The sequence below is a fragment of the Pseudomonas sp. Z2-11 genome, from assembly GCF_054161305.1.
The window spans coordinates 5,233,668-5,259,850 of the sequence record NZ_CP096395.1; the positions used below are offsets into that span (position 1 = coordinate 5,233,668).

22 protein-coding genes and 4 tRNA genes are annotated in these 26,183 nt (G+C 60.8%); 14 read left to right on the forward strand and 12 right to left on the reverse strand.

What is annotated here, in order from left to right:
* Window positions 1–252: 252 nt before the first annotated feature.
* The 5 genes from pgi (at window position 253) to M1E16_RS23295 (ending at window position 8,629) form a co-directional block, all read left to right on the forward strand.
* Window positions 253–1,917 (forward strand): glucose-6-phosphate isomerase, encoded by a 1,665-nt coding sequence (pgi, locus tag M1E16_RS23275; protein ID WP_305498770.1) that lies wholly within the window; start codon window positions 253–255, stop codon window positions 1,915–1,917.
* 191 nt (window positions 1,918–2,108) lie between these two features.
* The gene (gene acs, locus M1E16_RS23280) at window positions 2,109–4,046 is read left to right on the forward strand and encodes an acetate--CoA ligase (RefSeq protein ID WP_458128487.1); all 1,938 of its coding nucleotides are present in this window, start codon (window positions 2,109–2,111) and stop codon (window positions 4,044–4,046) included.
* 217 nt (window positions 4,047–4,263) lie between these two features.
* Complete coding sequence (locus M1E16_RS23285) at window positions 4,264–5,280, forward strand: class I SAM-dependent rRNA methyltransferase (RefSeq protein ID WP_458128488.1); 1,017 nt, start codon at window positions 4,264–4,266, stop codon at window positions 5,278–5,280.
* A gap of 116 nt (window positions 5,281–5,396) precedes the next feature.
* Complete coding sequence (locus tag M1E16_RS23290) at window positions 5,397–8,330, forward strand: DUF748 domain-containing protein (protein ID WP_458128489.1); 2,934 nt, start codon at window positions 5,397–5,399, stop codon at window positions 8,328–8,330.
* Window positions 8,331–8,332: 2 nt separating this feature from the next.
* Entirely contained in the window at window positions 8,333–8,629 is a 297-nt protein-coding gene (locus tag M1E16_RS23295) for a DUF2845 domain-containing protein (protein WP_434574095.1), read from the forward strand.
* A 317-nt stretch (window positions 8,630–8,946) separates the two neighbouring features.
* Here the strand turns inward: M1E16_RS23295 and M1E16_RS23300 are convergent, their stop codons facing one another.
* Complete coding sequence (locus tag M1E16_RS23300; RefSeq protein ID WP_458128490.1) at window positions 8,947–9,300, reverse strand: BON domain-containing protein; 354 nt, start codon at window positions 9,298–9,300, stop codon at window positions 8,947–8,949.
* 308 nt (window positions 9,301–9,608) lie between these two features.
* Window positions 9,609–10,052 (reverse strand): pilin, encoded by a 444-nt coding sequence (locus tag M1E16_RS23305; RefSeq protein ID WP_458128491.1) that lies wholly within the window; start codon window positions 10,050–10,052, stop codon window positions 9,609–9,611.
* Between the two features lie 224 nt (window positions 10,053–10,276).
* Between M1E16_RS23305 and pilB the strand changes: the two genes are divergently transcribed.
* From pilB to yacG, 5 genes are read left to right on the forward strand one after another with little or no spacing between them, the layout of a single operon-like run.
* A complete protein-coding gene (pilB, locus tag M1E16_RS23310) occupies window positions 10,277–11,977 on the forward strand; it encodes a type IV-A pilus assembly ATPase PilB (RefSeq protein WP_458128492.1) in 1,701 nt (566 codons plus the stop codon).
* 2 nt (window positions 11,978–11,979) lie between these two features.
* A complete protein-coding gene (locus M1E16_RS23315; protein WP_458128493.1) occupies window positions 11,980–13,197 on the forward strand; it encodes a type II secretion system F family protein in 1,218 nt (405 codons plus the stop codon).
* A gap of 1 nt (window position 13,198) precedes the next feature.
* Entirely contained in the window at window positions 13,199–14,068 is an 870-nt protein-coding gene (locus M1E16_RS23320) for a prepilin peptidase (protein WP_458128494.1), read from the forward strand.
* The gene (coaE, locus tag M1E16_RS23325; protein ID WP_434696773.1) at window positions 14,068–14,691 is read left to right on the forward strand and encodes a dephospho-CoA kinase; all 624 of its coding nucleotides are present in this window, start codon (window positions 14,068–14,070) and stop codon (window positions 14,689–14,691) included. The genes M1E16_RS23320 and coaE overlap by 1 nt, the downstream gene beginning before the upstream one ends.
* Entirely contained in the window at window positions 14,688–14,894 is a 207-nt protein-coding gene (yacG, locus tag M1E16_RS23330; protein WP_458128495.1) for a DNA gyrase inhibitor YacG, read from the forward strand. The genes coaE and yacG overlap by 4 nt, the downstream gene beginning before the upstream one ends.
* Before the next feature lie 47 nt (window positions 14,895–14,941).
* Here the strand turns inward: yacG and M1E16_RS23335 are convergent, their stop codons facing one another.
* From M1E16_RS23335 to M1E16_RS23350, 4 genes are all read right to left on the reverse strand, one after another.
* A complete protein-coding gene (locus M1E16_RS23335) occupies window positions 14,942–15,628 on the reverse strand; it encodes an energy-coupling factor ABC transporter permease (protein WP_458128496.1) in 687 nt (228 codons plus the stop codon).
* A 233-nt stretch (window positions 15,629–15,861) separates the two neighbouring features.
* Entirely contained in the window at window positions 15,862–17,250 is a 1,389-nt protein-coding gene (locus tag M1E16_RS23340; RefSeq protein WP_458128497.1) for a hypothetical protein, read from the reverse strand.
* A 162-nt stretch (window positions 17,251–17,412) separates the two neighbouring features.
* On the reverse strand, window positions 17,413–17,616 hold the full coding sequence (locus M1E16_RS23345; protein ID WP_458128498.1) for a LuxR C-terminal-related transcriptional regulator: 204 nt from the start codon (window positions 17,614–17,616) through the stop codon (window positions 17,413–17,415).
* A gap of 11 nt (window positions 17,617–17,627) precedes the next feature.
* Window positions 17,628–17,828: a response regulator transcription factor gene (locus M1E16_RS23350; RefSeq protein WP_458128499.1), complete on the reverse strand. Its 201-nt coding sequence runs from the start codon at window positions 17,826–17,828 to the stop codon at window positions 17,628–17,630.
* Between the two features lie 304 nt (window positions 17,829–18,132).
* On the opposite strand from M1E16_RS23350, the gene M1E16_RS23355 reads away from it, so the two are divergent.
* The 4 genes from M1E16_RS23355 to M1E16_RS23370 are packed head-to-tail and all read left to right on the forward strand — an operon-like array spanning window position 18,133 to window position 20,868.
* Window positions 18,133–18,759: a DUF1780 domain-containing protein gene (locus M1E16_RS23355; RefSeq protein ID WP_030140261.1), complete on the forward strand. Its 627-nt coding sequence runs from the start codon at window positions 18,133–18,135 to the stop codon at window positions 18,757–18,759.
* Complete coding sequence (locus tag M1E16_RS23360; protein WP_458128500.1) at window positions 18,756–19,283, forward strand: MOSC domain-containing protein; 528 nt, start codon at window positions 18,756–18,758, stop codon at window positions 19,281–19,283. Before M1E16_RS23355 ends, M1E16_RS23360 begins: the two co-directional genes overlap by 4 nt.
* A 52-nt stretch (window positions 19,284–19,335) precedes the next feature.
* A complete protein-coding gene (locus M1E16_RS23365; RefSeq protein WP_076386361.1) occupies window positions 19,336–19,509 on the forward strand; it encodes a DUF3094 family protein in 174 nt (57 codons plus the stop codon).
* Between the two features lie 60 nt (window positions 19,510–19,569).
* Window positions 19,570–20,868: an NAD(P)/FAD-dependent oxidoreductase gene (locus M1E16_RS23370; protein ID WP_434571751.1), complete on the forward strand. Its 1,299-nt coding sequence runs from the start codon at window positions 19,570–19,572 to the stop codon at window positions 20,866–20,868.
* Between the two features lie 151 nt (window positions 20,869–21,019).
* Here the strand turns inward: M1E16_RS23370 and M1E16_RS23375 are convergent, their stop codons facing one another.
* From M1E16_RS23375 to clpB, 6 genes are all read right to left on the reverse strand, one after another.
* A complete protein-coding gene (locus tag M1E16_RS23375) occupies window positions 21,020–22,645 on the reverse strand; it encodes a methyl-accepting chemotaxis protein (protein WP_458128501.1) in 1,626 nt (541 codons plus the stop codon).
* Between the two features lie 155 nt (window positions 22,646–22,800).
* Window positions 22,801–22,877 (reverse strand) — tRNA-Pro (locus M1E16_RS23380).
* 94 nt (window positions 22,878–22,971) lie between these two features.
* A tRNA-Lys gene (locus M1E16_RS23385) sits at window positions 22,972–23,047 on the reverse strand.
* A gap of 5 nt (window positions 23,048–23,052) precedes the next feature.
* Window positions 23,053–23,129, reverse strand: a tRNA-Pro gene (locus M1E16_RS23390).
* 7 nt (window positions 23,130–23,136) lie between these two features.
* Window positions 23,137–23,212 (reverse strand) — tRNA-Asn (locus M1E16_RS23395).
* Window positions 23,213–23,527: 315 nt separating this feature from the next.
* Complete coding sequence (clpB, locus tag M1E16_RS23400) at window positions 23,528–26,092, reverse strand: ATP-dependent chaperone ClpB (protein WP_458128502.1); 2,565 nt, start codon at window positions 26,090–26,092, stop codon at window positions 23,528–23,530.
* Between the last annotated feature and the right edge of the window lie 91 nt (window positions 26,093–26,183).

Consider the following 26,183-nt stretch of genomic DNA (forward strand, 5'->3'; position numbering starts at 1 on the left):
CGCTTTCGCGAGCAGGCTCGCTCCCACAGGTGGAATCTGCGTTCCGCCTGTCGGACCCTATCACCCGCTGTTGTATAAAAAAGTACCGGGAAACTGTCAGACAAAGTCAAGACAGATCGCAACGCGAGGTTTACTGTAGTCGCCCTGTGTCCGGCGATCGTGTCGACGCAGTTGTCCGGACGCCCTTCTCGGGCCGCGCCGGAATTTTTCAGTGTTAAAAAGGCCGTTCAAAGTAAAAGGAAACCCGCAGCGATGGCGTATTACCGAACTCCTCATGACGTGACCGCTCTGCCCGCCTGGCAAGCGCTGAATGACCACCGCAAAGCCATGCAGGATTTCAGCATGCGCGAAGCGTTCAATGCCGATCCGCAGCGTTTCAATCAATTCACCCTGTCGAGCTGCGGCCTGTTTCTCGACTATTCGAAGAACCTGATCAACGCCCAGACCCGCGACCTGTTGGTAAACCTGGCCAACGAAGTCGACCTCAAGGGCGCGATCGAGGCGCTGTTCGAAGGCGAAATCGTCAACGCCTCGGAGAACCGCCCGGCCCTGCACACCGCGCTGCGTCGCCCGGTCGGCGACAAATTGCTGGTCAATGGCGTCAACGTGATGCCCGATGTGCACAAAGTGCTGAATCAGATTACCGATCTGGTCGGTCGCATTCACGATGGCCTGTGGCGCGGCTACACCGAAAAACCGATCACCGACGTGGTGAACATCGGCATCGGTGGCTCCTTCCTCGGCCCGCAGCTGGTGTCCGAAGCGCTGTTGTCCTACACGCATAAAGGCGTGCGCTGTCACTACCTGGCGAACATCGACGGCAGTGAGTTCCACGAGCTGGCCCAGAAGCTGCGCGCCGAGACCACGTTGTTCATTGTCTCGTCGAAATCCTTCAATACCCTCGAGACCCTGAAGAATGCCGAGGCCGCTCGTGCCTGGTACCTGGCCCAGGGTGGCTCGGAAGCGGAGCTCTATCGCCACTTCATCGCGGTATCGAGCAACAACGCCGCCGCGGTGGCCTTCGGCATCCGTGAAGAAAACATCTTCCCTATGTGGGACTGGGTCGGCGGCCGTTACTCGCTGTGGTCGGCCATCGGTCTGCCAATCGCCCTGGCCATCGGCATGTCGAACTTCAAGGAGCTGCTGTCCGGCGCCTATTCCATGGACCAGCATTTCCAGAGCGCGCCATTCGACCAGAACATGCCGGTGCTGCTGGCGCTGCTTGGCGTGTGGTACGGCAATTTCTGGGGCGCGCAAAGCCACGCGATCCTGCCGTACGACCACTACCTGCGCAACATCACCAAGCATCTCCAGCAACTGGACATGGAATCCAACGGCAAGAGCGTCCGCCAGGATGGCACGCCGGTGTCCACCGATACGGGGCCAGTGATCTGGGGTGGCGTCGGCGCCAACGGTCAGCACGCCTACCATCAATTGCTGCACCAGGGCACCCAACTGATCCCGGCCGATTTCATCGTGCCGATCGTCAGCTTCAACCCGGTTGCCGACCATCATCAGTGGCTGTACGCCAACTGCCTGTCCCAGAGCCAGGCGCTGATGCTCGGCAAGACTCGCAGCGAGGCCGAGGCCGAGTTGCGCGATAAAGGCGCCAGCGAAGAAGAAGTGCAGAAGCTCGCCCCCCACAAGGTGATCCCGGGCAACCGCCCGAGCAACACCCTGGTGGTCGAACGCATCAGCCCGCGCCGCCTCGGTGCACTGGTTGCGCTGTATGAGCACAAGGTATTCGTGCAAAGCGTGGTCTGGGGCATCAATGCCTTCGACCAATGGGGCGTGGAACTTGGCAAGGAACTGGGCAAAGGCGTCTACAACCGCCTGGTGGGCAGCGAAGAAAGCCCGGCCGAAGATGCTTCGACCCAAGGCCTGATCAGCTACTTCCGCGGACGTCATCGCGGCTGATCCGAAGTTTGCGCTAACCCTGTGGGAGCGAGCCTGCTCGCGAAGGCGGTGTTTCAGTCAACCTCCGTGTTAACTGGCCCATCGCCTTCGCGAGCAGGCTCGCTCCCACAGTTGTTTTGCACATGACTTGAACCCTCCAGTTACTCGGCGCATCTTTATGTCTTGTCGCAAAACAAGAATAAGGAACCGTCATGTTCGATATCAGCCAGTACCCCCACGCCGATGCCGTCCGCCGGGCTGCGCAATTGAGTCAGGACGAGTACAAGCGGCTCTATAAAGAATCCATCGAGCACCCCAGCGCCTTCTGGGCCGAGCAGGCCACGCGCTTTCTCGACTGGATGACGCCCTGGCAGACCGTCCAGCGCTACGACCTGAAGAGCGGCGAAGCCAGCTGGTTCGCCGGCGGCAAGCTGAACGTCAGCGCCAACTGCATCGACCGTCACCTGGACACGCGCGGCGATCAAATCGCGATCATCTGGGAAGGCGACAATCCCGCCGAATCGGCACAGATCACCTACAAGAAACTTCACCATCATGTGTGCCGCCTGGCCAACGTGCTGAAAAGCCGTGGCGTGAAAAAAGGCGATCGGGTCTGCATCTATATGCCGATGATCCCGGAAGCGGCCTACGCCATGCTCGCCTGCACCCGCATCGGTGCGGTGCATTCGGTGGTGTTCGGCGGGTTTTCGCCGGACTCGCTGCGCGACCGGATTCTCGATGCCGATTGCCGCACCGTCATTACCGCCGACGAAGGCGTGCGCGGCGGGCGATTCATACCGCTCAAGCGCAACGTCGACAAGGCGCTGGAAAGCTGCCCGGACGTCAGCACCGTGCTGGTGGTGGAGCGCACCCAGGGCGAGGTGGAGTGGGTCGAAGGGCGCGACGTCTGGTACCACCAGGCCATGCACGACATGAGCGACGACTGCCCCCCCGAACCGATGGACGCCGAGGACCCGCTGTTCATCCTCTACACCTCCGGCAGCACCGGCAAACCCAAGGGCGTGCTGCACACCACCGGCGGCTATCTGTTGCAGGCGGCGATAACCTTCAAGTACGTGCTGGATTACCGCGACAACGAAGTGTTCTGGTGCACCGCCGATGTCGGCTGGGTCACCGGCCATAGCTATATCGTCTACGGGCCACTGGCGAACGGCGCCACCACGCTGATCTTCGAGGGCGTGCCAAGCCATCCGAGCAGTTCGCGGTTCTGGCAGGTGATCGACAAACATCAGGTCAACATCTTCTACACCGCGCCGACCGCCCTGCGCGCGCTGATGCGCGAGGGCGCCGGGCCGTTGCAGGACACTTCGCGCAAGAGCCTGCGATTGCTCGGAAGTGTCGGTGAGCCGATCAACCCGGAAGCGTGGGAATGGTATTTCAACGTCGTAGGCGAACAACGCTGCCCGATTGTCGATACCTGGTGGCAGACCGAAACCGGCGGCATCATGCTCAGCCCGCTGGTGAGCGCGCCACGGCTCAAGCCGGGCTGCGCCACCCGGCCGATGTTCGGCGTGCAGCCGGTGCTGCTGGATGAAGTCGGCAAGGAGATCAACGGCGCGGGCAGCGGCGTACTGGCGATAAAATCCAGTTGGCCGGGGCAGATTCGCAGCGTCTACGGCGACCACCAACGAATGGTCGACACCTACTTCAAGCCTTACCCCGGGTACTACTTCACCGGCGACGGCGCCCGTCGCGACGAAGATGGCGACTATTGGATCACCGGGCGTATCGACGATGTGATCAATGTGTCGGGCCACCGTATCGGCACCGCCGAGGTAGAGAGTGCGCTGGTGTTGCACGACAACATTGCCGAGGCAGCAGTCGTGGGTTATCCCCATGACTTGAAGGGCCAGGGCATCTACGCCTTTGTCACGCCGATGAACGGGGTCGAAGCCAACGACGAGTTGAAGAAAGAGTTGCTGGCCCATGTCAGCAAGGAAATCGGCAGTTTTGCCAAGCCGGAACTGATCCAGTGGGCGCCGGCCCTGCCGAAGACCCGCTCGGGGAAGATCATGCGGCGGATCCTGCGCAAGATCGCCTGCAACGAGCTCGACAGCCTGGGCGACACCTCGACCCTGGCTGATCCGAGCGTGGTGGAGGGCCTCATCGACACGCGCCTGAACCGCTGAGACAACATAAAACCCGTGGCGAGGGAGCTTGCTCCCGCTCGGCTGCGCAGCAGACGCAAAATCGCTATTGCCCCTTGGAAAACAGGGGGCGCTTCGCACCCCAGCGGGAGCAAGCTCCCTCGCCACAAAAGCGCTGCCTGACTCAAACCTGCAGGCAATACCCGGGTATCCATAACTGCTAAACTCCCGCGCCTCATTTCCTTAAGGCGCGCCCGGCATGTCTTCCTTGAATCTGGCGCTGCGCGCCGCCCTCGACCAGCGTCAGGACCTGCTTGGCCAACTGCATCAGCAGGGCACCGATTGCTATCGCCTGTTCCACGGCAGCCAGGAAGGCGCTCCCGGCCTGACGGTCGACCGCTACGGCCCGCAGCTGCTGGTGCAGAGTTTTCATCAGTCACTGGAGCGCGAGGCCCTGTTGCAACTGCACGGCATCGTCAATCAACACTTGGGCCTGGATACCCTGCTGGTCTACAACGACCGCGCCCGGGGCAACTCGCGCATCGATCGCCAGGACAGCGTCTACCAGGCTGACGAGGCTGCCTTGCAAGACCTGGTCGGGCATGAGTGGGGGTTGAATTACCGGGTTCGCGGACGTCACGCCGGGCAGGATCCATTGCTGTTTCTCGATCTGCGCAACGCCCGCGGCTGGGTCAAGGAGCACAGCCGGAACAAAAGCGTGCTGAACCTGTTTGCCTATACCTGCGGCGTCGGCCTGAGCGCCGCGGCGGGCGGAGCGCGCGAGGTGTGCAACCTGGACTTCGCCGAGGGCAACCTGGCGGTGGGCCGCGAGAACGGCCTGCTCAATCCCGACCTGCCGACGATGGAATTCGTCCAGTCGGATTATTTCCCGGCGATTCGCCAACTCGCCGGCCTGCCGATCAGTCAACGCCGCGGACAGAAACTGCCCGCTTACGTGCGCCTGGAGCAACGCCAATATGACCTGGTGCTGCTCGACCCGCCGGCCTGGGCCAAGAGCGCTTTCGGCACAGTCGACCTGCTGCGCGATTACCAAAGCCTGCTCAAGCCGGCACTGCTCACCACCGCCGAAAATGGCGTGCTGATCTGCTGCAACAACCTGGCGAAGGTGTCCATGGACGACTGGCGCGAGCAGGTATTGCGCTGTGCGGAAAAAGCCGGCCGCCCGGTCCGCGAGTGGAGCGTGCTGACACCTGGCAGCGATTTTCCCTCGCAGGATCAACAGCCGCCGCTCAAGACGTTGATCCTCCAGCTCTGAGCCCCCATGAATTCCCACGAATAAAACGGACAATTCTCATAAAACACAGTGGCTTCGGAACCGTAATCACATGCCATACTCCAAGGCACTCCGATTCACACCAGATGAAGCCACACATGCCCAAAGGATTGATTCGCGCTTTCGGCGCCCTGTTGACCGCACTGGCCCTCTACAGTCTGTTGGGTTTTCTGATACTGCCGGGCATTGCCCTGCGGATCGCCAATCAGCAACTGACCGCCCATGCGACGGTGCCGGCCCAGATCCAGCGCATCGAGCTCAATCCTTTCAGCCTTGAAGTGACCTTGTGGGGACTGGTGGTCGGCGAACCTGGCAAGGAACAGGTCGGTTTCGAACGGCTCTATGCCAACCTGCAACTCGACAGTCTGTGGTCCGGCGCCCTGCACCTGGCCGACGTCGAGCTGGACAAGCCCAGGACCGAGATCGCGTTCGCCAAGGACGGCCAGCTGAATCTGCTGGGCCTGTTCAAGCTGCCGCCCAGCGAACCGACTCCGGCGGATCCCGACGCCAAGCCGTTTCCCTTGCGAGTCGAGCGGATCAAACTGGCCAGCGGCTACGTGCACTTCCAGGACCTGCGCCCCAGCGAACCCATCGAGTTCCTGTATGACGCCCTCGACTTCGAGCTGAAGAACCTCAGCACCCTGCCCGACGACAGCGCCGACATGACCCTGGTGGCCGTTGGTCCCGAGGGTGGGCAGATCGACTGGACCGGTAATTTCAGCCTCGCGCCGATCGCCTCCGAGGGCACGCTCAAGGTGACCGGGGGCCAGATGAAAGCCTGGTGGCCCTACGTGCGAGACGCAGTGCCGCTCGTTCTGGAAAACGGCGTGCTGAACCTCAGCACCGAGTACAAGCTCAACCTCGCCAAGGGCACGGAACTGCTGCTCAATAACGCGTCGGTCAGCGTCGCGCCCTTCGCCATCAAGGCGCCCGACGGCCGTCCGCTGGCAAGGCTGGAGCGCCTGGACGTCAGCGAAACCTCGCTGGACCTGGGCAAGCAGCAGGTCATCGTGGGCAAGATCCGCAGCCACAAACTCGAGACCTGGGCCGCTCGGGAAGCCGACGGGCAGTTGGACTGGCAGAAGCTCTTCGCCAGCCAGGCAGCCAAACCCAAGGTCAAGGCCGAACCGGCCTCGGCCCCGGCAGCCGCCGACTCGCCCAAGCCTGAGCCGACAACACCGATCAAGCCTTGGCAGGTGATGCTGAAGGACGTGCAACTGCGCGATTACCAGATACACCTGGCCGACCGCCAGGCGCAGCCGGCCGTGGCGCTGGACCTCGGCCCGCTGAACCTCGACCTGCAGAACTACGACACACTCAACGGCTCGCCTTTCAAACTCAAGCTGGACACCGGGCTGGGCAAACAAGGCAAGCTGCTCGCCGATGGCGAGGTCAATCTGAACCCGGTTACCGCGAAGCTCAACGTCAAGACCCAGGACATCGACCTGCGGGTCGCCCAGGCCTACATCAACCCGTTCATCCGCCTGGAGCTACGCTCCGGGATGCTCGGCAGCGACCTGGCGGTAGACCTGAAAAGTACCGAACCGCTGGCGTTCGCCGTGACCGGCCGCGCCCAGGTCGATCAGTTGCATACCCTCGACACGCTCAAGACCCGTGACTTCCTCAAATGGCAGCGCCTGGAACTCCAGGGCCTCAATTACCAGCATGGCGACAGCCTGTCGATCGACAAGGTCAACCTGTTCCAGCCCTATGCACGCTTCATGATCAACGACGATCGCACCACTAACGTCGACGACCTGCTGATTCCACAACCTGCCGACGCCCCGGCCAGAAACACCGCAGCCAAACCGGCAGCCAAGGAAAAACCGCTGGGCATCCACGTCGGCGGAATCGCCATCAATGACGGCTCGGCCAATTTCGCCGACTTCAGCCTGACGCCGAACTTCGCCACAGCCGTCCAGCAGCTCAACGGCGAGATCGGCACCATCGACAGCCGCCAGGCCAAGCCCGCCACCGTCGATGTGAAAGGCAAGGTCGACCGCTACGCGCCTGTCACGATCAAGGGCGCGGTCAACCCCTTCGACCCGATGGCCAGCCTCGATATCGCCACCAGTTTCAAACGGGTCGAGCTGACCACCCTGACGCCGTACTCCGGCAAGTTCGCCGGCTATCGCATCCGCAAGGGACGGCTCAATCTCGACCTGCATTACCGGATCACCAAGGGCCAGCTCCAGGCCGACAACAAAGTCGTGGTCGAACAGTTGCAGCTAGGGGAAAAGGTCGACAGCCCGGACGCCGTGAGCCTGCCGCTCAAGCTCGCCGTCGCCTTGCTGAAAGATTCCGAGGGCAGGATCTCCATCGAGCTGCCGGTTTCCGGCAACCTCAACGACCCGCAGTTCAGCGTCATGCCGATTGTCTGGCAAACCTTGCGCAACCTGGTGGTCCGCGCGGCACAAGCGCCGTTCAAGCTGATCGGCGGGCTGGTGGCCGGCGGCGGCTCGGAAGACCTGGGCAGCGTGGCGTTCGCACCGGGCTCCAGTGACCTCAGCAAGGAAAACGAAAACGCCTTGCTCAAGTTGTCCGAAGCCCTGGGCAAACGGCCAGAGTTGAAGCTGGAGATCGAAGGCACCGCCGCCGAAAGCAGCGACGGCCCGCTGCTCGCCGCCCAGCGCCTGGAACGCGAATACCAGTACAACTACTACAAGATGCTGCAGCGCAGGGGCGACAAGGTCCCGGCGAAAGCTTCGTTGCTGGAAGTACCGGAAGACGAAAAAGCCCCGCTGCTTGAAGGCATCTATCGCACTCGCCTGAAGACTCAACCACCGGTCGAATGGACGCAACTGGATAAACAGGCCCGCATCGAAAAACTCCGTGAAGGGGTCATCAAGTTCTGGAGCGGCAGTGATCTGCTGTTGCGCGAACTGGGACAGGAACGGGCCAGCAGCATCAAGGACTTCCTGGTGGACAAGGGCAAGCTGGCCGATGACCGCGTGTACTTCATCGACGCCAGCCTCGGTCAGGCCGAAAGCGACGGTAGCGTCATTACTCCTATGCATCTGGATGCCGAATGAAAATGAAGTGTCTGTCTGGAATCGGCCTGGTCCTGCTGCTTGCGACCGGCCATGCATCAGCCGCCGAGACCCTGCGCTGCGGCAGCCAATTGATCAGCGTCGGTGATCGCTCCAGCGAGGTGCGGCAGAAGTGTGGCGAGCCCACGGCGCGTGATGACCTGGGCTACCAACGCAGCGCCAATCGCCGGGAAGAGTACCCGGTAGAGGAATGGACCTACGGGCCCAACAACGGCATGTACCAATATTTGCGCTTCGTGGGGAATCGGCTGGTGGAGATCACCAGCAAGCGTGGGCGGTGATTGTGCCTCTGGGACAGGCATTTCCCATGCATAGCGCCGACGCCTTCGCGAGCAGGCTCGCTCCCACATTTGACTGCATTTCTGCCTGAAGAAACTCGGTCCAGTGTGGGAGCGAGCCTGCTCGCGAAAAGAACAACCCGGTTTCCAGGCCGTACACCAGGTTATCCTCCCCAGAATAGAACAGGCCCCCGGCACGAATGCCGGGGGCCTGTAATGGCCACGTCCCTGTGGCCTTTCGCATGAACTCCAAAGCAACGGCATACGTATATCTCAGCCCGCGTGCCGTGCCTTCTCCCGTTCAGGCGAGAAGCCTGGCCTTACTCGGCTTTCAGGCCGTCAGCCGATACGGCTTTGACGCCTTTGATTTTCTTGGTGATTGCCACAGCGGTGTCTTTTTGTGACTCAGTGACCTTGGTCATCGAAGACAGGGACACAACGCCCTTGTTGGTTTCAACCTTGATGTCGGAGCCTGGAATGCCTTTCTCGGTAACCAGGTCAGCTTTGACCTTGGTGGTGATCCAGGTGTCGGAAACGTCTTCCTTAGCCTCTGTCACTTCGCCAGCAGCCAGCATCATCGGTGCCTGAGTCGCTTGAGTGGTCTCGGCAAATGCGTTAGCCATGGTCAGGGTCAGTGCAGTGGCAGCAGCGGCAGTGATAGCGAACTTCTTCATACGAGTAACTCCTGTTTTTCTCAGAAACTGCCGAAAGTGCATCGCGGCAGGTTGTCAGGAGTAGTGCGAAGGCTGTGCCAGTTTTGAAACAATCAGATTTCCCTTTTAATTCATATAGTTAAGCGAAGCGGCATTTTTCACAATCATGCAATTTGCATGACCGGATGATTTGGTACATGCAAGTTGCGGGTTTTGACAGGGTGCTAAGCATATGAATTTCTGAGTTTTTATCTGCGGGTCGAATTTTCCCGGCCCAATTTGCGAAAAAGCCCCGCGAGTGCGGGGCTTGGATAGGTCTCGCTCAACCCTCAACCACCTGCTCCTGCAGCGGGAGCAGCAGCAGCCCCACCAGTACAGCCTGCTGGGAGAAACTCTTGAGCAGCAGTAGAGCCGCAGGTCCAGACGCCTTGCGCGGACCGGGACAGAGTAATTGTTTTGCCAAGAACAGGAGCTGGTGCATTCAACAATGTACAGGCAATTGTGCCCGTTCCGACTGATGCGGTACCGGAGACGCTCATGGTGCAGTTGCTGGTAGGCGTCGTGCCGCCAACATTATCAAGGGTTGGGCTGGTCCCCTGATTCATGACATCCTCAAACGGCACCTTCAATGCCGACACTTCCGCCAACCCCGCCGTCGCCTTCGCCCGCGCCTGATACTTCGAATATTGCGGCAACGCAAACGTCGCCAGGATGCCGATGATCGCCACCACAATCAGCAGCTCGATCAAGGTGAAACCCTTTTGCCTGTTCATAGTCATCTCCCTTGCATGAGTCGGATCTCATGCGATGAAACGAGCATTGCACGGCACATGCCAACCGCCGCGGCCCCGCCAGCCGAAGCTTTTCCAGCGACATACGAGCAACTTCCTACCCCAACAACCGCACTATCTGACGCTTTTTGTCACCTCTGCTCGCTGGTGAGGCACCGATGCTTGACTAGGCTATAAATCATGAACAGTCCGCCACCGGTATTCCCATGAATGAAATCGCCCTCAGCGGCCTGGCCAAGCAACTGGTGCTGGCCGAACTGATCACTGAACAAAGCGCACAGCAGGCCTATCAACAGGCGCAGCGCAATCGCACGCCTATGGTCAGCTATCTGGTGCAGAACAAACTCGTCCAGAGCCGCCAGGTGGCGGAAATCGCCTCGGAGCATTTTGGTATCGCCCTGCTGGACCTTAACAGCCTCGACAAGGACAACCAGCCCGCTGGCCTGGTCAGCGAGAAACTCGTGCGCCAGCATCACGCCCTGCCCCTGTGGCGGCGTGGCAACAAGCTGTACGTGGGCATTTCCGATCCGACCAATCACCAGGCCATCAACGACATACAGTTCAGCACCGGCCTGACCACCGAAGCCATACTGGTGGAGGACGACAAGCTCAGCGATGCCATCGAGAAGTTCTTCGAGTCCAGCAGCACGGGCCTGGAAGGCATGGCCGACGTCGACCTCGACGGCCTCGACATCGAGTCGATCGACGACCGCAAGCAGGATGCCATCGCCGGCCAGGACGGCGACGATGCGCCGGTGGTGCGCTTCGTCAACAAGATGTTGCTGGACGCGATCAAGGGCGGCTCTTCCGACCTGCACTTCGAACCTTATGAAAAGACCTATCGGGTACGCGTGCGCACCGACGGTATGCTGCGGGAAGTCGCAAAGCCGCCCATCCAACTGGCCAACCGCATTGCCGCGCGCCTCAAGGTGATGGCGAGCCTGGACATTTCCGAACGGCGCAAGCCCCAGGACGGTCGGCTGAAGATGCGCCTGTCAAAGACCAAGTCCATCGATTTCCGGGTCAATACCCTTCCCACGCTCTGGGGAGAAAAAGTGGTGATCCGGATCCTCGACCCCTCAAGCGCGCAAATGGGCATCGACGCCCTGGGCTACGAACCGGAACAGAAAGACCTGTACATGGCGGCCCTCAAGCAACCCCAGGGGCTGATTCTGGTAACCGGGCCGACCGGCTCGGGCAAGACCGTGTCGCTGTACACCGGCTTGAACATCCTCAATACCGTGGACATCAATATTTCCACCGCCGAGGACCCGGTGGAAATCAACATGGAGGGCATCAACCAGGTCAACGTGAATCCGCGCCAGGGGCTGGATTTCGCCCATGCACTGCGCTCGTTTCTGCGCCAGGACCCGGACGTGATCATGGTCGGCGAGATCCGCGACCTGGAAACCGCCGAGATCGCCATCAAGGCGGCCCAGACCGGGCACTTGGTGCTGTCCACGCTGCACACCAACAGCGCTGCCGAAACCCTGATCCGGCTACAGAACATGGGCATCCCCGGTTTCAACATCGCCACGGCAGTGCACCTGATCATCGCCCAGCGCCTGGCGCGCAAGTTGTGCATGCACTGCCGCAGAGCCATCGAGATTCCCGAGGAAACCCTGCTCAAGGAGGGCTTCCCGCGGGAACGCATCGGCTCATTCACGATCTATGAGCCGGTCGGTTGCGAACAGTGCAACAACGGCTACAAGGGTCGCGTGGGGGTCTACGAAGTGGTCAAGAACACGCCGGAGCTGCAGCGGCTGATCATGGCCGAAGGCAACTCCCTGGAAATCGACCTGCAAATGCGCAAGGACGGCTTCAATGACTTGCGCACCTCGGGGCTGGTCAAGGTGATGCAAGGCGTCACCAGTCTCGAAGAAATCAACCGGGTCACCAAGGATTGAGCATGGCGGTCAAGGCAGCAAAAACCGACGTCTACACGTGGGAAGGCAAGGACCGCAAAGGCACAAAAATGTCCGGCGAACTGACCGGCCAGAGCCCGGCATTGGTCAAGGCACAGCTGCGTAAGCAAGGGATCAATCCGGGCAAGGTACGCAAGAAATCCACCTCGATATTCAGCAAGGGCAAACGCATCAAGCCGCTGGATATCGCGCTCTTCACCCGCCAGATGGCGACGATGCTCAAGGCCGGCGTTCCTCTGCTGCAGGCATTCGACATCATTGGCGAAGGCTTTGACAACCCCAACATGCGCAAGCTGGTGGACGAGGTGAAGCAGGAAGTCGCCGCGGGCAACAGCTTCGCCGCCTCGCTGCGCAAATGCCCGCAGTATTTCGACGAGTTGTACTGCAACCTGGTCGATGCCGGTGAGCAGGCCGGTGCCCTGGACACGCTGCTGGACCGAGTCGCGACCTACAAGGAAAAGAGCGAAGCCCTGAAGGCCAAGATCAAGAAAGCCATGACCTACCCCGCAGCGGTGATCGCCGTCGCGGCGGTGGTCACCAGCATCCTGCTGATCAAGGTCGTGCCGCAGTTCGAGTCGGTGTTTTCCGGATTTGGCGCAAAATTGCCGGCCTTCACGCTGATGGTCATCGGTTTGTCGGAATTCCTGCAAGACTGGTGGTGGGTGCTGCTTGGCGGGCTGGTGGGCGGATTTTTCGGGGTGAAATATGCCCTCAAGCGCTCCCAGGCGTTTCGTGACTGGCGAGACAAGTGGCTGCTCAAGCTGCCCTTGGTCGGGACCTTGATGTACAAGTCCGCCGTGGCGCGTTATGCGCGCACGCTCTCGACCACGTTCGCCGCCGGCGTGCCGCTGGTCGAAGCCCTCGACTCCGTCTCGGGCGCCACCGGCAACGTGGTATTCAAGCGTGCCGTGCAGCGGATCAAGCAGGACGTCTCGACCGGCATGCAGTTGAATTTCTCCATGCGCACCTCAGGCATTTTTCCGAACCTGGCGATCCAGATGACCGCCATTGGCGAAGAGTCCGGTGCGCTGGATGACATGCTCGACAAAGTGGCGAGTTTTTATGAGGCCGAAGTGGATAATCTGGTGGACAACCTCACCAGCCTGATGGAACCCTTCATCATGGTGATCCTGGGGGTGGTCGTCGGCGGCCTGGTGGTTGCCATGTACATGCCCATCTTCCAACTCGGCTCTGCGATCTGACATGCCCCTGAGCGAATTTTTCGTGCTTTACCCGCTGGCCTTCGTACTGGCAGCGCTGCTGCTCGGGTTGATCATCGGCAGCTTTCTCAACGTGCTGGTGTGGCGCCTGCCGAAGATGCTCGATCGCGAATGGCGCCTGCAAGCCCAGGACTTGCTCGGCCTGCAGGCCGACGCCCCCGGTCCGGTCTACAACCTGATGCTGCCCCACTCCCAGTGTCCCCATTGTGGCCATCGCATCCGCGCCTGGGAAAATATTCCGCTGTTGAGCTACCTGATGTTGCGCGGCCGCTGTTCCAGCTGCGCCGTGCCCATCGGCAAGCGCTACCCGCTGACCGAACTGGCCTGTGGCGTCCTGTCGGCATTCATTGCCTGGCATTTCGGCTTCGGCTGGCAGGCCGCCATGGCGATGCTGCTGAGCTGGGGCCTGCTGTCCATGAGCCTGATCGACGCCGAGCACCAGTTGCTGCCCGACTCCCTGGTGCTGCCATTGTTATGGCTAGGCTTGATCGTCAACAGCTTCGGGCTGTTCGTCTCGCTGAACCAGGCATTGTGGGGGGCGGTGGCCGGCTATCTGGCGCTGTGGTCGGTGTTTTGGGTCTTCAAGCTGCTGACCGGGAAAGAAGGCATGGGCTACGGCGACTTCAAGCTGCTGGCGATGCTCGGTGCCTGGGGCGGCTGGCAGATCCTGCCGCTGACGCTGCTGCTGTCGTCGCTGGTGGGCGCCATTATCGGCGTCATTGTGCTGCGCACGCGCGGCGCGCCGACGTCGACCCAGATCCCGTTCGGACCTTATCTGGCCATTGCCGGCTGGATTGCCTTGCTCTGGGGTGGTCAAATAACCGACTTCTATTGGCAGTCAGTCGGTTTCTAATGAACAGCTCTGCGAAAAAACCCTGGATCCTCGGCCTGACCGGTGGCATCGGCAGCGGCAAGAGTGCGGCGGCCGAGCACTTCATCGACCTGGGTGTGCACGTCATCGACGCCGACCATGCGGCGCGCTGGGTCGTTGAGCCCGGGCGCCCGGCGCTGGCAAAAATCAGCGAACACTTCGGCCCTGGTGTATTGCAGGCAGACGGTACGCTCGATCGGGCAGCGCTGCGCAGGCTCATCTTCGAAAATGCCGAGGAACGCCGCTGGCTGGAGGCATTGCTGCATCCGCTGATCGCCGAAGAAATCGTCCATCACCTGGGCCAGGCGCAATCGCCGTACGCGATTCTGGTATCGCCACTGCTGATCGAATCCGGGCAGTACGCGATGACCCAGCGGATCCTGGTGATCGACGCTCCGGAACAATTGCAGATCGAACGCACCTTGCAGCGCGACCAGACCAGCGAACAGCAAGTCCAGGCGATCCTCAAAGCCCAATCCAGTCGCCAGGACCGTCTGAGCCATGCCGACGATGTGGTGGTCAACGACCGCGACCTCGCCTGGCTGCACAGCGAGGTCGAACGCCTACATCACTTCTACCTTACTTTGCGTGGAGGCCAACCATGAGCCAAACCCCAACCGTTGATTGCCCAACCTGCGGCGCCCCTGTCGAATGGACCCCGGAAAGCAAATTCCGGCCGTTCTGCTCCGATCGCTGCAAGCTGATCGACCTGGGCGCCTGGGCGTCGGAAGAACACAAGATCCCGGTCGCACCGGATGCCGAGGATGAATTGTTCAGCGAAGAATTCAACCCTCGCTCCCATCACTAGGTTTTCCATGGCATGAGGGCCTGAAGGCGGTGCAGCCTTGAAGTGAATCAAGGCTTGTCGTCATCGTTCCAGGGGGCCGACAGGTAGCGCGTACGGTTGAAGGTTTCCAGCCATTCGGGGCTGAACACCACCAGCGCGCTGACCACCATGCCGTTGATGAAGGCCTCGGGAAAGATCATCAGCCAGAGATAGCCGATGAAATCCTCCAGCCAATAAGGCATCGCGAAGATGCCGTCATGCCACAGCAGGCCAAGCCCCAGCAGCAGGCATGCCAGCGCCGACAGGGCGGCGGCGAGGAATCCCGAACAGAAGATATACACGAACAGATTGCGCGGCTGGGCACGCTCCACCAGTATCGCGCAGCATTCCGTGACCAGCACCGGCAGGAGAACCAGCAGCGCGCCATTAGCCCCGATGGCCATCATGTCCTGGCGCCCCAACAGCACCAGCGCAAGCTGGGCAAATAACCCGCCAAGGATCGCCAGCGGCCAGTCCAGCAACAAGGTGACGGCGGTCAGGCCAATGAAGTGGTACGAGACCCCCGTATCGAAATCCCGTCGCACCATCCACAACAGGATCAGCGCGAATACCGTGCCGAACAGCAGATGTTGGCGGCGACTATCTGTAAACAGCTCGACCCACGGTGCCTTTGCCACCGCCCAGGCCAACACCGGTACGTAGATCAACCAGCCGACCGCCAGGGTCTGCGAGGAGAGCAACTCGGCACCGATCATCGACGTACTCCTTTGGCGTGCCCCTGCATCAGAGACTCCATGATCGCCCTGAGATTCAAGCCGGCATTCTACACCCCCGCCCGACCGCGATTAATCAACGCAACGCTTTGGGCTTGTCGATCTGAGCGATAAAAACGGTCCCATTCAGCCCCGGAATGGAAAGGCCGGCCGCCGCCCCTGATGGGGGCAGCAGCCGGCCGCTTGGTCGCGCCCCTCGGCGCGACGGAGGCTCCTTACACCGCTTGGCGCGTGTTCAACAGGGTCTCGATAGTCCGTGGCGGCGTGCCGGCCGTGCGCGGATATTCGACCAGGTTGACGCCAAGCATCTGTTCGGCATCGAGCAGTGTACCCAGTGCCGGCGACGCGACGGGAGACGTCGTATCGTTCAGGATGGCGTCCAGATTGTTGGTCGCCTCCTTATACGAGATGCCCTGGGCTCTGTCGAGGAAGGCGACGAAGCTCTTGTAGTCGGTTGACTCCGAATCCAGGATCGACGCCTTCAACCCCGTGACGTAGTACTCGTACCTGAAGTTGAAGGTGATCTTTTCCACTGAGCTGCATGGCGACGTGAACGCTTGCTGCGACGAATCGACGGACAGGTAGTAATACTTGATCTTCGGGAAGTACACCGTCGTGGCGCCGGAGCTATCTGTAGGCACTGCCTCATGGCACTGCGCGAGGATCGCGGTCTCGTAGTTGCGCGAGCGGTCGTCCCAGCTCGCGCGCAGGCTCTTGCCCACACCGGAGATAAAGGCCGTCACGTCCGTAATCACCGCTTCGGGCACGGTGACCGCGTCGAAGACCAGCTTGAGGAACGCCGTGTTGAACTCCGTGATCACCTGCGTGAAGGAGTAGGTCTCGGTGGTGACGCGATAGTTGGTCAACCCGCCGGCCTGTGCCAGCATGAACTGCATGTAGTGCGTCACCGATGCCGACCATTGCGATGTCGGTACGCTATCTCCAGGGAGAACCTTTTCCGGGTGGTCCTTGAGGGCCTTGAAGACCTTGATCCGCAACGTGGCGAAGAAGTTGGAGACCTTGTCGCAGACCGCGCGACCGGTCTTGAATTCCGGATTCGACGTGACGAACGAACTCGACAGGTTCACGAACGAGATCAGGCCGTCCGAGTCCTGGAATACCGGTTTTTCGTTGTCAGCCAGCGCGAGCACCGAACCGAGAAGCTCATGCGGAGTGGCCAACGGGGGTTGCTTGAGCGACAAGACTGCACCGGCGTTGACCGGCGGATAGGTGGCGGGCGCCTGGCAGACCACAGTGTTGCTGGTGCCACCCGGGGTGAGATACCCGGGGATGCTGCCATTCGGAATCCAGATGTAGGTGCCTGTGGGACGGAACTCCACATGGTACGGGTCGACCGGCTGCACGCCGGTGGGCTGGGTGCCGGTGACTGGCGTCTCTCCGCCCCATACATGCGGCGGCGTCGTCGACACCGGCACCCACCAGGAGCCGCCTTGCAGAGCCAGGACCTCATAATGCTGGTGAGGTTGACTCGACCAGCTCCAATGGCCAGTGACATCCATATAATGCCCATGATTGCGCTGCCAGACGCGCACTTGGGGCCAGTTGCGCATCGTTGTTCCTGAAACGACGAGGGTACGAGGCATGGTGAACTCCTTGAAGATCGTTAATCCGTTAAGGGCAAGCCTGCCTCAGGTTCTGTCCAATCGATCAGGGATAGTCAGGGCACCAGGAGCAGGCAAACGAAGCATCGACCAGCTGCGTCGGACCGGCAACGGCACCGATGCCGTATTGACAGCGCAGCGACCTCAATCGGTCGCGTCGTGAGCCGCGGCTTCCTGAAGGGCTTGCGCAATCAACGGCCAACACACCGCCAGCTGGGCCGTGTCGCACAGTTCCAGCTTCCCCAGAAGATTTTCTCGGTGCTTGCGCACCGTCAGGTCACTAATGCCCAGCGTGCGCGCAACGCGCTTGCTGCTCAAACCGAGCACAACAAGCCGGGCGACGGTCACCTCGCGGCCCGTCAGCCGAGCGGCCAACGCCCGCGGGCTGGGTCCGATGCGGCGGGCATCCTCTGCGGTGCGGTTGCCAATGCGAGCGCGACGAGTTCCACGGCATTGTGCGCACCGAATTTGCGCAGCAGGTTGCCCCGGTGCTTGCGCACCGTGTGCTCGCCGATGCCGAGTTGTCGCGCAGTCTGCTTGCAGCCCATGGCCTGCAGCATGCAGGAGAGGACGTCTAGCTCGCGAGTAGTGAGGTCCAGTCCTTGGCCTGTTGATTCCTTTCCCTGTTCGATGACTTCAGCTCCCGGCAGCTAGTTATCGTTTCCCAAAAGGTCATTCACCCGAAGTTAAGATGAGGCTTCTCAAGCCAAACCATCTACTTCGCCGTTCCTCCCAGTGCTCTACGTCATCCATCTCGAACACATCGGCTTGCGAGAAGGTCTTTCATCACAATCGCCCCGATCTGGGCAGCTGTCAGGACAGACATATTCTCTCAGAGCACAATTGAACGCTAAGCTTGGGCTCATGGATGATTCCGATTATTTACGCTTGTTGACCATTGCGGCCGAGCAAGCCAACGCCTTCCTCTCCAATGCCCGCAAATGGGAGCGTGAGCGTTGGGTCTGCCAGCGCCTGCTGCAAGGGCTCAACGTGCCCTATCGCGCCGATGAGTTCGCGCCCGCCGGGGAGCCGCCGGACGTGTTGTTTCGCGACGCCAATTTCGAAGTGTTTTTTGTCCTCGATGAAGGCCGTCGTCTCAATGATGAATGGCGCGACGAACTGCAACGCCGCCGTAGCGCCTTTTCCCTGAGCCAACTGGTGCGTCGCGAGGCCAAGCCAAGACGGATTCCGGCCAACGAGTTCCTGATGAGACTGGCCCCGACCCTGCGCAAGAAAGCCCATAACTACACCGAGCGCGGCATGGACCTGGGGGAACTGGATATCATCGCTTTCGCCAGCCTCAAGCGCGAGGTCCTCGACCTCAACAGCCATTTCCCGCCGCCCACCGAGTACCTGCGCCAAGGGTGGCGCTCGTTGTCGCTGGTGGGCCCGACCTTTGCCCGCGTGCTGTTCGCCCATCCCGATGCACCCGACTTCCTGCGGGGCAACCTGGGCCGCAGCATCGTCTTCGATGTGGGGATCAGCCTTTGAGCCCGTTACAGGAACTGATCGCCGCCGTGCCGCAGCGGGGCCGGGTACGCTGGATCGGCGTGCGCCCCGCAGGGCATGCACCGATGATCGAGCTGGACGCCGTCGAGGCACGACTGGAAGCCGGCCTGACCGGCGATCACGCTCGCCCAGGCGTGCGTAATGCGCGGCAAGTGACATTGATCCAATGGGAACACCTGGCCGTGATCAGCTCGCTGATGGGCCGTCCCGAGGAACAACCGGTGCGTCCCGAGGAGCAGCGCCGCAACATTGTGGTCAGCGGCATCAACCTGTTCAGCCTCAAGGGCCGGCGCTTTTGCATCGGCCAGGCGATCTTCGAAACCACTGGCTGGTGCCAACCCTGCGCGCGACTTGAGCGGAATCTTGGCGAAGGCACGTTCCAGGCCGTACGCGGCCATGGCGGAATCACCGCCCGGGTGTTAAAAAGTGGAATCATTCGCCTGGACGACAGCCTGATCGTCGAGCCCGTCCCGGCAACCGGCTACGCTGCTTTTAATGCCGGATAGCCGGACGCTGTAACGTCTGCACCTTTCGCAACGTCTACCTGACGAGGCCTTTATGACCAGTCGCCTGAACCCAGAAGACCAGAAGCATGTCGAAGAGTACCTGCAACTGTCCCAGCACCGAGTCGAGCGCCGGCCTTTCCGGCCGTGGATGCTCCTGGTGGTGGTACTGGCCATCACGATTGGCCTGGGCCTATTGAGCCGATTGATCAGTTACCTGACGCTATGAGCCGATTGATGCTCGCGCGGGTGACGGCACCGAATTCCTTTAGCCTTGCGAGATATCCCCATGACTCATCGTATTGTCATCGTTGGCGGCGGCGCCGGCGGTCTGGAGTTGGCTACCCGTCTGGGTAAGACTCTGGGCAAGCGTGGCACGGCCAGTGTGATGCTGGTCGACGCGAACCTGACCCACATCTGGAAACCCTTGCTGCACGAAGTGGCCGCCGGTTCCCTGAATTCTTCCGAAGACGAACTCAACTATGTCGCCCAGGCGAAATGGAACCACTTCGAGTTCCAGCTCGGGCGCATGAGCGGCCTGGACCGTGAGCGCAAGCGCATCCAGTTGGCCGCCACCTACGACGAAGCAGGCCTGGAGTTGTTGCCGGCCCGCGAGCTGGGCTACGACACGCTGGTGATCGCGGTCGGTAGCACCACCAATGATTTTGGCACCGAGGGCGCGGCGCAGCATTGCCTGTTCCTCGACACTCGCAAACAGGCCGAGCGCTTCCATCAGCAGTTGCTGCACCACTATCTGCGCGCCCATGCCGGGCAGACTGACGTGGTCGAGCGCATCAGCGTCGCGATTGTCGGCGCGGGCGCCACCGGTGTCGAACTGGCAGCCGAGCTGCATAATGCCGCCCACGAATTGCACGCCTATGGACTGGACCGGATCAAACCGGAAAACATGCACATCACTCTGATCGAGGCCGGTCCACGGGTCTTGCCGGCACTGCCGGAGCGGATCGGCGGGCCAGTGCACAGGACTCTGGAAAAACTCGGGGTCAAGGTCATGACCAACGCGGCCGTCAGCCAGGTGACCGCCGACAGCCTGATCACCGCGGATGGCAAAGTCATCGACGCGAGCCTTAAAGTCTGGGCCGCCGGGATTCGCGCGCCGGAGTTCCTCAAGGACATCGACGGCCTGGAAACCAACCGGATCAATCAGTTGCAGGTGCTGCCTACACTCCAGACCACCCGCGACGAGAATATCTTCGCCTTTGGCGATTGCGCCGCCTGCCCGCAACCGGACAGCGACCGCAACGTTCCGCCCCGCGCCCAGGCCGCGCACCAGCAAGCCTCGCTGTTGGCGAAATCGCTGAAGCTGCGGATCGAAGGCAAGGCCCTGCCTGACTACAAATACACCGACTACGGCTCGCTGATCTCACTGTCGCGCTTCTCGGCAGTCGGCAACCTGATGGGCAACCTCACCGGCAGCGTGATGCTTGAGGGCTGGTTGGCGCGGATGTTCTACGTGTCGCTGTACCGCATGCACCAGATGGCGCTTTACGGCATGTTCCGCACGGCGATGCTGATGTTGGGCAGCAAGATCGGGCGTGGGACCGAGCCTCGGTTGAAGTTGCATTGAGGCCTTACTGACGATTGTGCTGGATCAGCAGTATTGGTGCTGACTGATCCACCGTCATCGCGAGCAAGCTCGCTCCCACAGTTGATCGCGGTCATCCTGTGGGAGCGAGCTTGCTCGCGATGAGGGCGGTACAGTCAGTACTTAATCTCGATCAAACCTGAAACCGCTGCACCATCGTGCGCAGCGAGTTCGCCAACTGCGACAGTTCATGGCTGGACGCGCTGGTCTGGTCGGCCCCAGTGGCCGAGCGCACGGACAAATCACGAATATTGACCAGGTTGCGATCCACCTCGCGGGCCACCTGCGCCTGCTCTTCGGCCGCGCTGGCGATCACCAGGTTGCGCTCATGGATCTGATGCACCGACGCCGTAATGGTTTGCAGCGCCTCCCCCGCGCGCTCGGCCATTGCCAGGGTACTGGCCGCACGGCTGGAGCTGGCCTGCATGGAATCCAGGGCCTGGGTGGCACCGCTGCGCATGCCCTGGACCATCTGCTCGATTTCCTGGGTCGATTGCTGCGTGCGATAGGCCAATGCCCGGACTTCGTCGGCGACCACGGCAAAACCACGGCCGCTCTCTCCCGCCCGCGCCGCTTCGATGGCCGCGTTGAGCGCCAATAGGTTGGTCTGCTCGGCAATGGCCCGGATCACATCCAGCACCTTGCCGATGTCCTGGGACTGGCTGGCCAGGGATTGCACCAGGCCGCCGGTGATTTGCACATCGCTGGCGAGGGCGCTGATCGCGTTGACGGTATCGCTGACCCGTTCCTGGCCCAACATCGCCGACTCGCTGGATTGGCGTGTCGCATCGGAGGTGGACACCGCGTTGCGCGCGACCTCTTCCACGGCGGTAGTCATTTCGGTGACCGCAGTGGCGGCCTGCTCGATTTCGTTGTTCTGCTGTTGCAGACTTTGAGTGCTGTCGAGCGTGACGGCGTTCAATTCATCGGCAGCGGTCGCCAGTTGCGTCGCCGAGCCGCTGATGCCCTGCAGGGTTTGCCGAAGGTTCTGCTGCATGGTGGCCAACGCCTTGAGCAGGCGACTCACTTCATCATTGCCATGGGTCTCGATCGGCCGGGTCAGGTCACCGCGGGCCACACTCTCCGCGGCAGTCAGCGCCTCGCCCAGCGGCTTGACGATACTGCGGGTCAGCAACATTGCCAGGACCACCGTGGCCAGAGCCGCCAGCACCACGAACAGACTGACGATCATCCGCGAGTTGGCGTAGTGCTCCTGGGATTTCTGGCTCTCGATGGACACCTGTTTGGAGAACAGTTGCGCAAGGTCGTTGAGCTGCTTGCCCGAGCCATCCACCACGGTTTTCATGTCCACCAGCAACAACTTGATCAATTCATCCCGCCGCCCCTGCTCCGCCAGGGTGAATGACTGGGCGATCCCCGCGCGGTAGGCGGTGAAGGTCTGCTTGAACTGCTCGTAGAGCGCCTTGCCTTCCGGTGTCACCACAAGCTTGTCGTAACTGGCGATTTTCTCGCTCAGTTCCTTGTCGCGGGTATCCATCTGCCCGCGATACACCGGGATGTTCTTCGGGTCTTCATCCAGGGCCATGCGCAGGGAAATGGTGCGGATGCGCAACATCAATTCGCGGATCTCGTCGCCGCCCCGGATGCTCGGCAGCCATTGGGTTTCCACCGCGACCTCGCTGTCGCGAATACTCGACATCTGCCCCAGCGCAAATACGCCGAGCAGCGCCACCAGCACGGCGATCAAGGCGAAACCCAGCGCGGCACGGGGGGCGATATTCAACTGACGAAGAAACATAACGGGCGCCTTTTCTTGTTATCGGCCTGAAGAGAGGGCGATCGTTCATGCCCCTGTCGGCGGGTTATCGGCAAGTTGTATGATGACTTGAAGGCAAGAGGCTTTCCGGCGGGCAAAAAAAATCCCCGTATCTTTCGATACGAGGATTTTTAATATGGTCGGGGTAAGGGGATTCGAACTCCTGACATCCTGCTCCCAAAGCAGGCGCGCTACCGGACTGCGCTATACCCCGGTAAAAAAAAGGCGACCTTCGCAAGTCGCCTTCCTCGATCAGCGCTTTTGGCCTCTGATCTTAAGATTCGATTCCAGCGAACTGGTTTCAAAAATGGTGGGTCGTGTGGGATTCGAACCTACGACCAATTGGTTAAAAGCCAACTGCTCTACCAACTGAGCTAACGACCCAAATATGGTCGGGGTAAGGGGATTCGAACTCCTGACATCCTGCTCCCAAAGCAGGCGCGCTACCGGACTGCGCTATACCCCGATTGAAATGGCTCCGTGACCAGGACTCGAACCTGGGACCCAATGATTAACAGTCATTTGCTCTACCGACTGAGCTATCACGGAACTGATATTTCAAGTTACTGCTATTTACCGCTACAGCGTTGAAGCTTGCTGCAACCTCTTCGACCCGTTTGCATCGCTGCGTTCGTGTGTCTGAGGCGCGCTATTCTACAATCTTAAAAACCTCTGTCAACCCCTTAAATTGCTTTCAAGACAATGATTTGCAACTTATTTTGGATTCCTTCTCAGTGAGAAGTCGCCCTTGGGGTGACGTACTGCGGGGCGCACTTTACAAGCCTTTTCCTTTGAGTTCAACGGCCTGATGAAAAAAATGGCCTCGCCAGGCGAGGCCATTTCAATCACCGGCTGTTGCGGCTTTCAGTTGAAGACGATCTCGTCGTTTTCCACGGTGCCGGTCGCGGTTTCGCCGGGCATGAAGCGGCCGGACAGAATCAACTGCGCCAACGGGTTTTCGATCCAACGCTGGATGGCCCGTTTCAGCGGCCGTGCGCCATAGACCGGGTCGTAACCCACCGCGATCAGCTTGTCCAACGCCTCGTCGCTCAGTTGCAGCTTCAGCTCACGCTCGGTGAGACGGCTGCGCAGGCGACCCAGCTGGATCTCGGTAATACCGGCGATCTGATCACGGGCCAGCGGCTCGAAGATCACCACTTCGTCCACCCGGTTGATGAACTCGGGACGGAAGTGCGTGGAAATCGCGTCCATCACCGCAGCGCGTTGCGCCTCGCGATCGCCGACCAGTTCCTGGATCTGCGTCGAGCCCAGGTTGGAGGTCATCACGATCACCGTGTTGCGAAAATCCACCGTACGGCCGTGGCTGTCAGTCAGGCGACCGTCCTCAAGCACCTGCAAGAGGATGTTGAACACATCCGGGTGGGCCTTCTCGACCTCATCGAGCAGGATCACCGAGTAGGGTTTACGCCGCACGGCCTCGGTCAGGTAACCGCCCTCTTCGTAGCCGACATAGCCTGGCGGCGCACCGATCAAGCGGGCCACGGAGTGTTTCTCCATGAACTCGGACATGTCGATGCGCACCATGGCCTCTTCGGTGTCGAAGAGGAATTCAGCCAGCGCCTTGCACAGCTCGGTCTTGCCCACGCCGGTCGGGCCGAGGAACATGAACGAGCCGCTCGGACGGTTAGGGTCCGACAACCCGGCACGGGACCGACGCACGGCGTTGGAGACCGCCACCACGGCTTCTTCCTGGCCGATCACGCGCTGGTGCAGCAGGCTTTCCATCTTCAACAGCTTGTCGCGCTCGCCTTCAAGCATTTTCGACACGGGAATGCCGGTCCACTTGGAAACCACCTCGGCGATTTCCTCTTCGGTGACCTTGCTACGTAGCAGCTGGTTTTCGCTCTTGCCGTGCTGGTCGACCATCTGCAGGCTGCGCTCAAGGTCCGGAATCACCCCGTATTGCAGCTCGGCCATGCGGTTGAGATCGCCCTTGCGGCGGGCCGCTTCGAGTTCCTGGCGAGACTGCTCGATCTTCTGCTGGATCTGCGCCGAGCCCTGGACTTCGGCTTTCTCCGAATTCCAGATTTCTTCGAGATCGGAATACTCGCGCTCGTGCCGGACGATTTCTTCCTGCAATCTTTCCAGGCGTTTCTTCGCGGCCTCGTCGCTCTCTTTTTTCAGGGCCTGGGACTCGACCTTGAGCTGAATCAGACGCCGCTCCAGACGATCCAGTACCTCAGGCTTGGAATCGATTTCCATGCGGATGCGGCTGGCGGCCTCGTCAATCAGGTCGATGGCCTTGTCCGGCAATTGCCGGTCAGTGATATAGCGATGGCTGAGCTTCGCTGCCGCGATGATCGCGCCGTCGGTGATCGCCACCTTGTGGTGAACCTCGTAGCGCTCCTTCAGGCCGCGCAAGATCGCGATGGTGTCTTCTTCGCTCGGTTCCTCCACCAGCACCTTCTGGAAGCGCCGCTCCAGGGCCGCGTCTTTCTCGATGTACTGGCGGTATTCGTTGAGCGTGGTCGCGCCAACGCAATGCAACTCACCACGGGCCAGCGCAGGCTTGAGCATGTTGCCGGCGTCCATCGAGCCCTCGCCCTTGCCGGCCCCGACCATGGTGTGCAATTCGTCGATGAATAGAATGATCTGCCCTTCCTGCTTCGACAGTTCATTGAGCAAGGCCTTGAGCCGTTCCTCGAATTCGCCGCGATACTTGGCGCCAGCGATCAGCGCCCCCATGTCGAGGGACAGCAAGCGCTTGCCCCGCAGGCCGTCGGGCACTTCGCCATTGATGATGCGCTGGGCCAGGCCCTCGGCGATGGCGGTCTTGCCCACGCCAGGTTCACCGATCAGCACCGGGTTGTTCTTGGTGCGACGCTGCAGGACCTGGATGGTGCGGCGAATCTCATCGTCACGGCCGATCACCGGGTCAAGCTTGCCTTCTTCGGCGCGCTTGGTCAGGTCGACGGTGTACTTGTCCAGCGCCTGGCGCGCTTCCTCGTGGTTGGGGTCGTTGACCGCATCGCCACCACGCAGGTTGTTGATGGCATTTTCCAGGGCTTTCTTGCTCACGCCCTGGCCGAGCAGCAACTTGCCCAGCTTGCTGTTCTCGTCCATCGCGGCGAGCAGCACCAGTTCGCTGGAAATGAACTGGTCGCCCTTCTGTTGGGCCAGGCGATCGGCCTGGTTGAGCAGCCGCGCCAGATCCTGGGACATGTTCACGTCACCGGTCGGATTCTGGATCTTGGGCAGTTGGTCGAGTTCTTTGGCCAACTCTTTGCGCAGGCTGTTGACGTCAAAGCCCACCTGCATCAGCAGTGGCTTGATGGAACCGCCTTGCTGTTCGAGCATGGCCTGCATCAAGTGCGCCGGTTCGATGCCGGGATGGTCGAGGCCGACGGCCAGGGATTGGGCATCGGACAAGGCCAATTGCAGTTTGCTGGTTAAACGATCAATACGCATGGGTCACCTTCCTAATGAGCAGGCCGGACCTGGAAAAAACATCCTGAATGAAGAAACCTGCCAGATACCGCTATAGATGTGGCCGATTCTG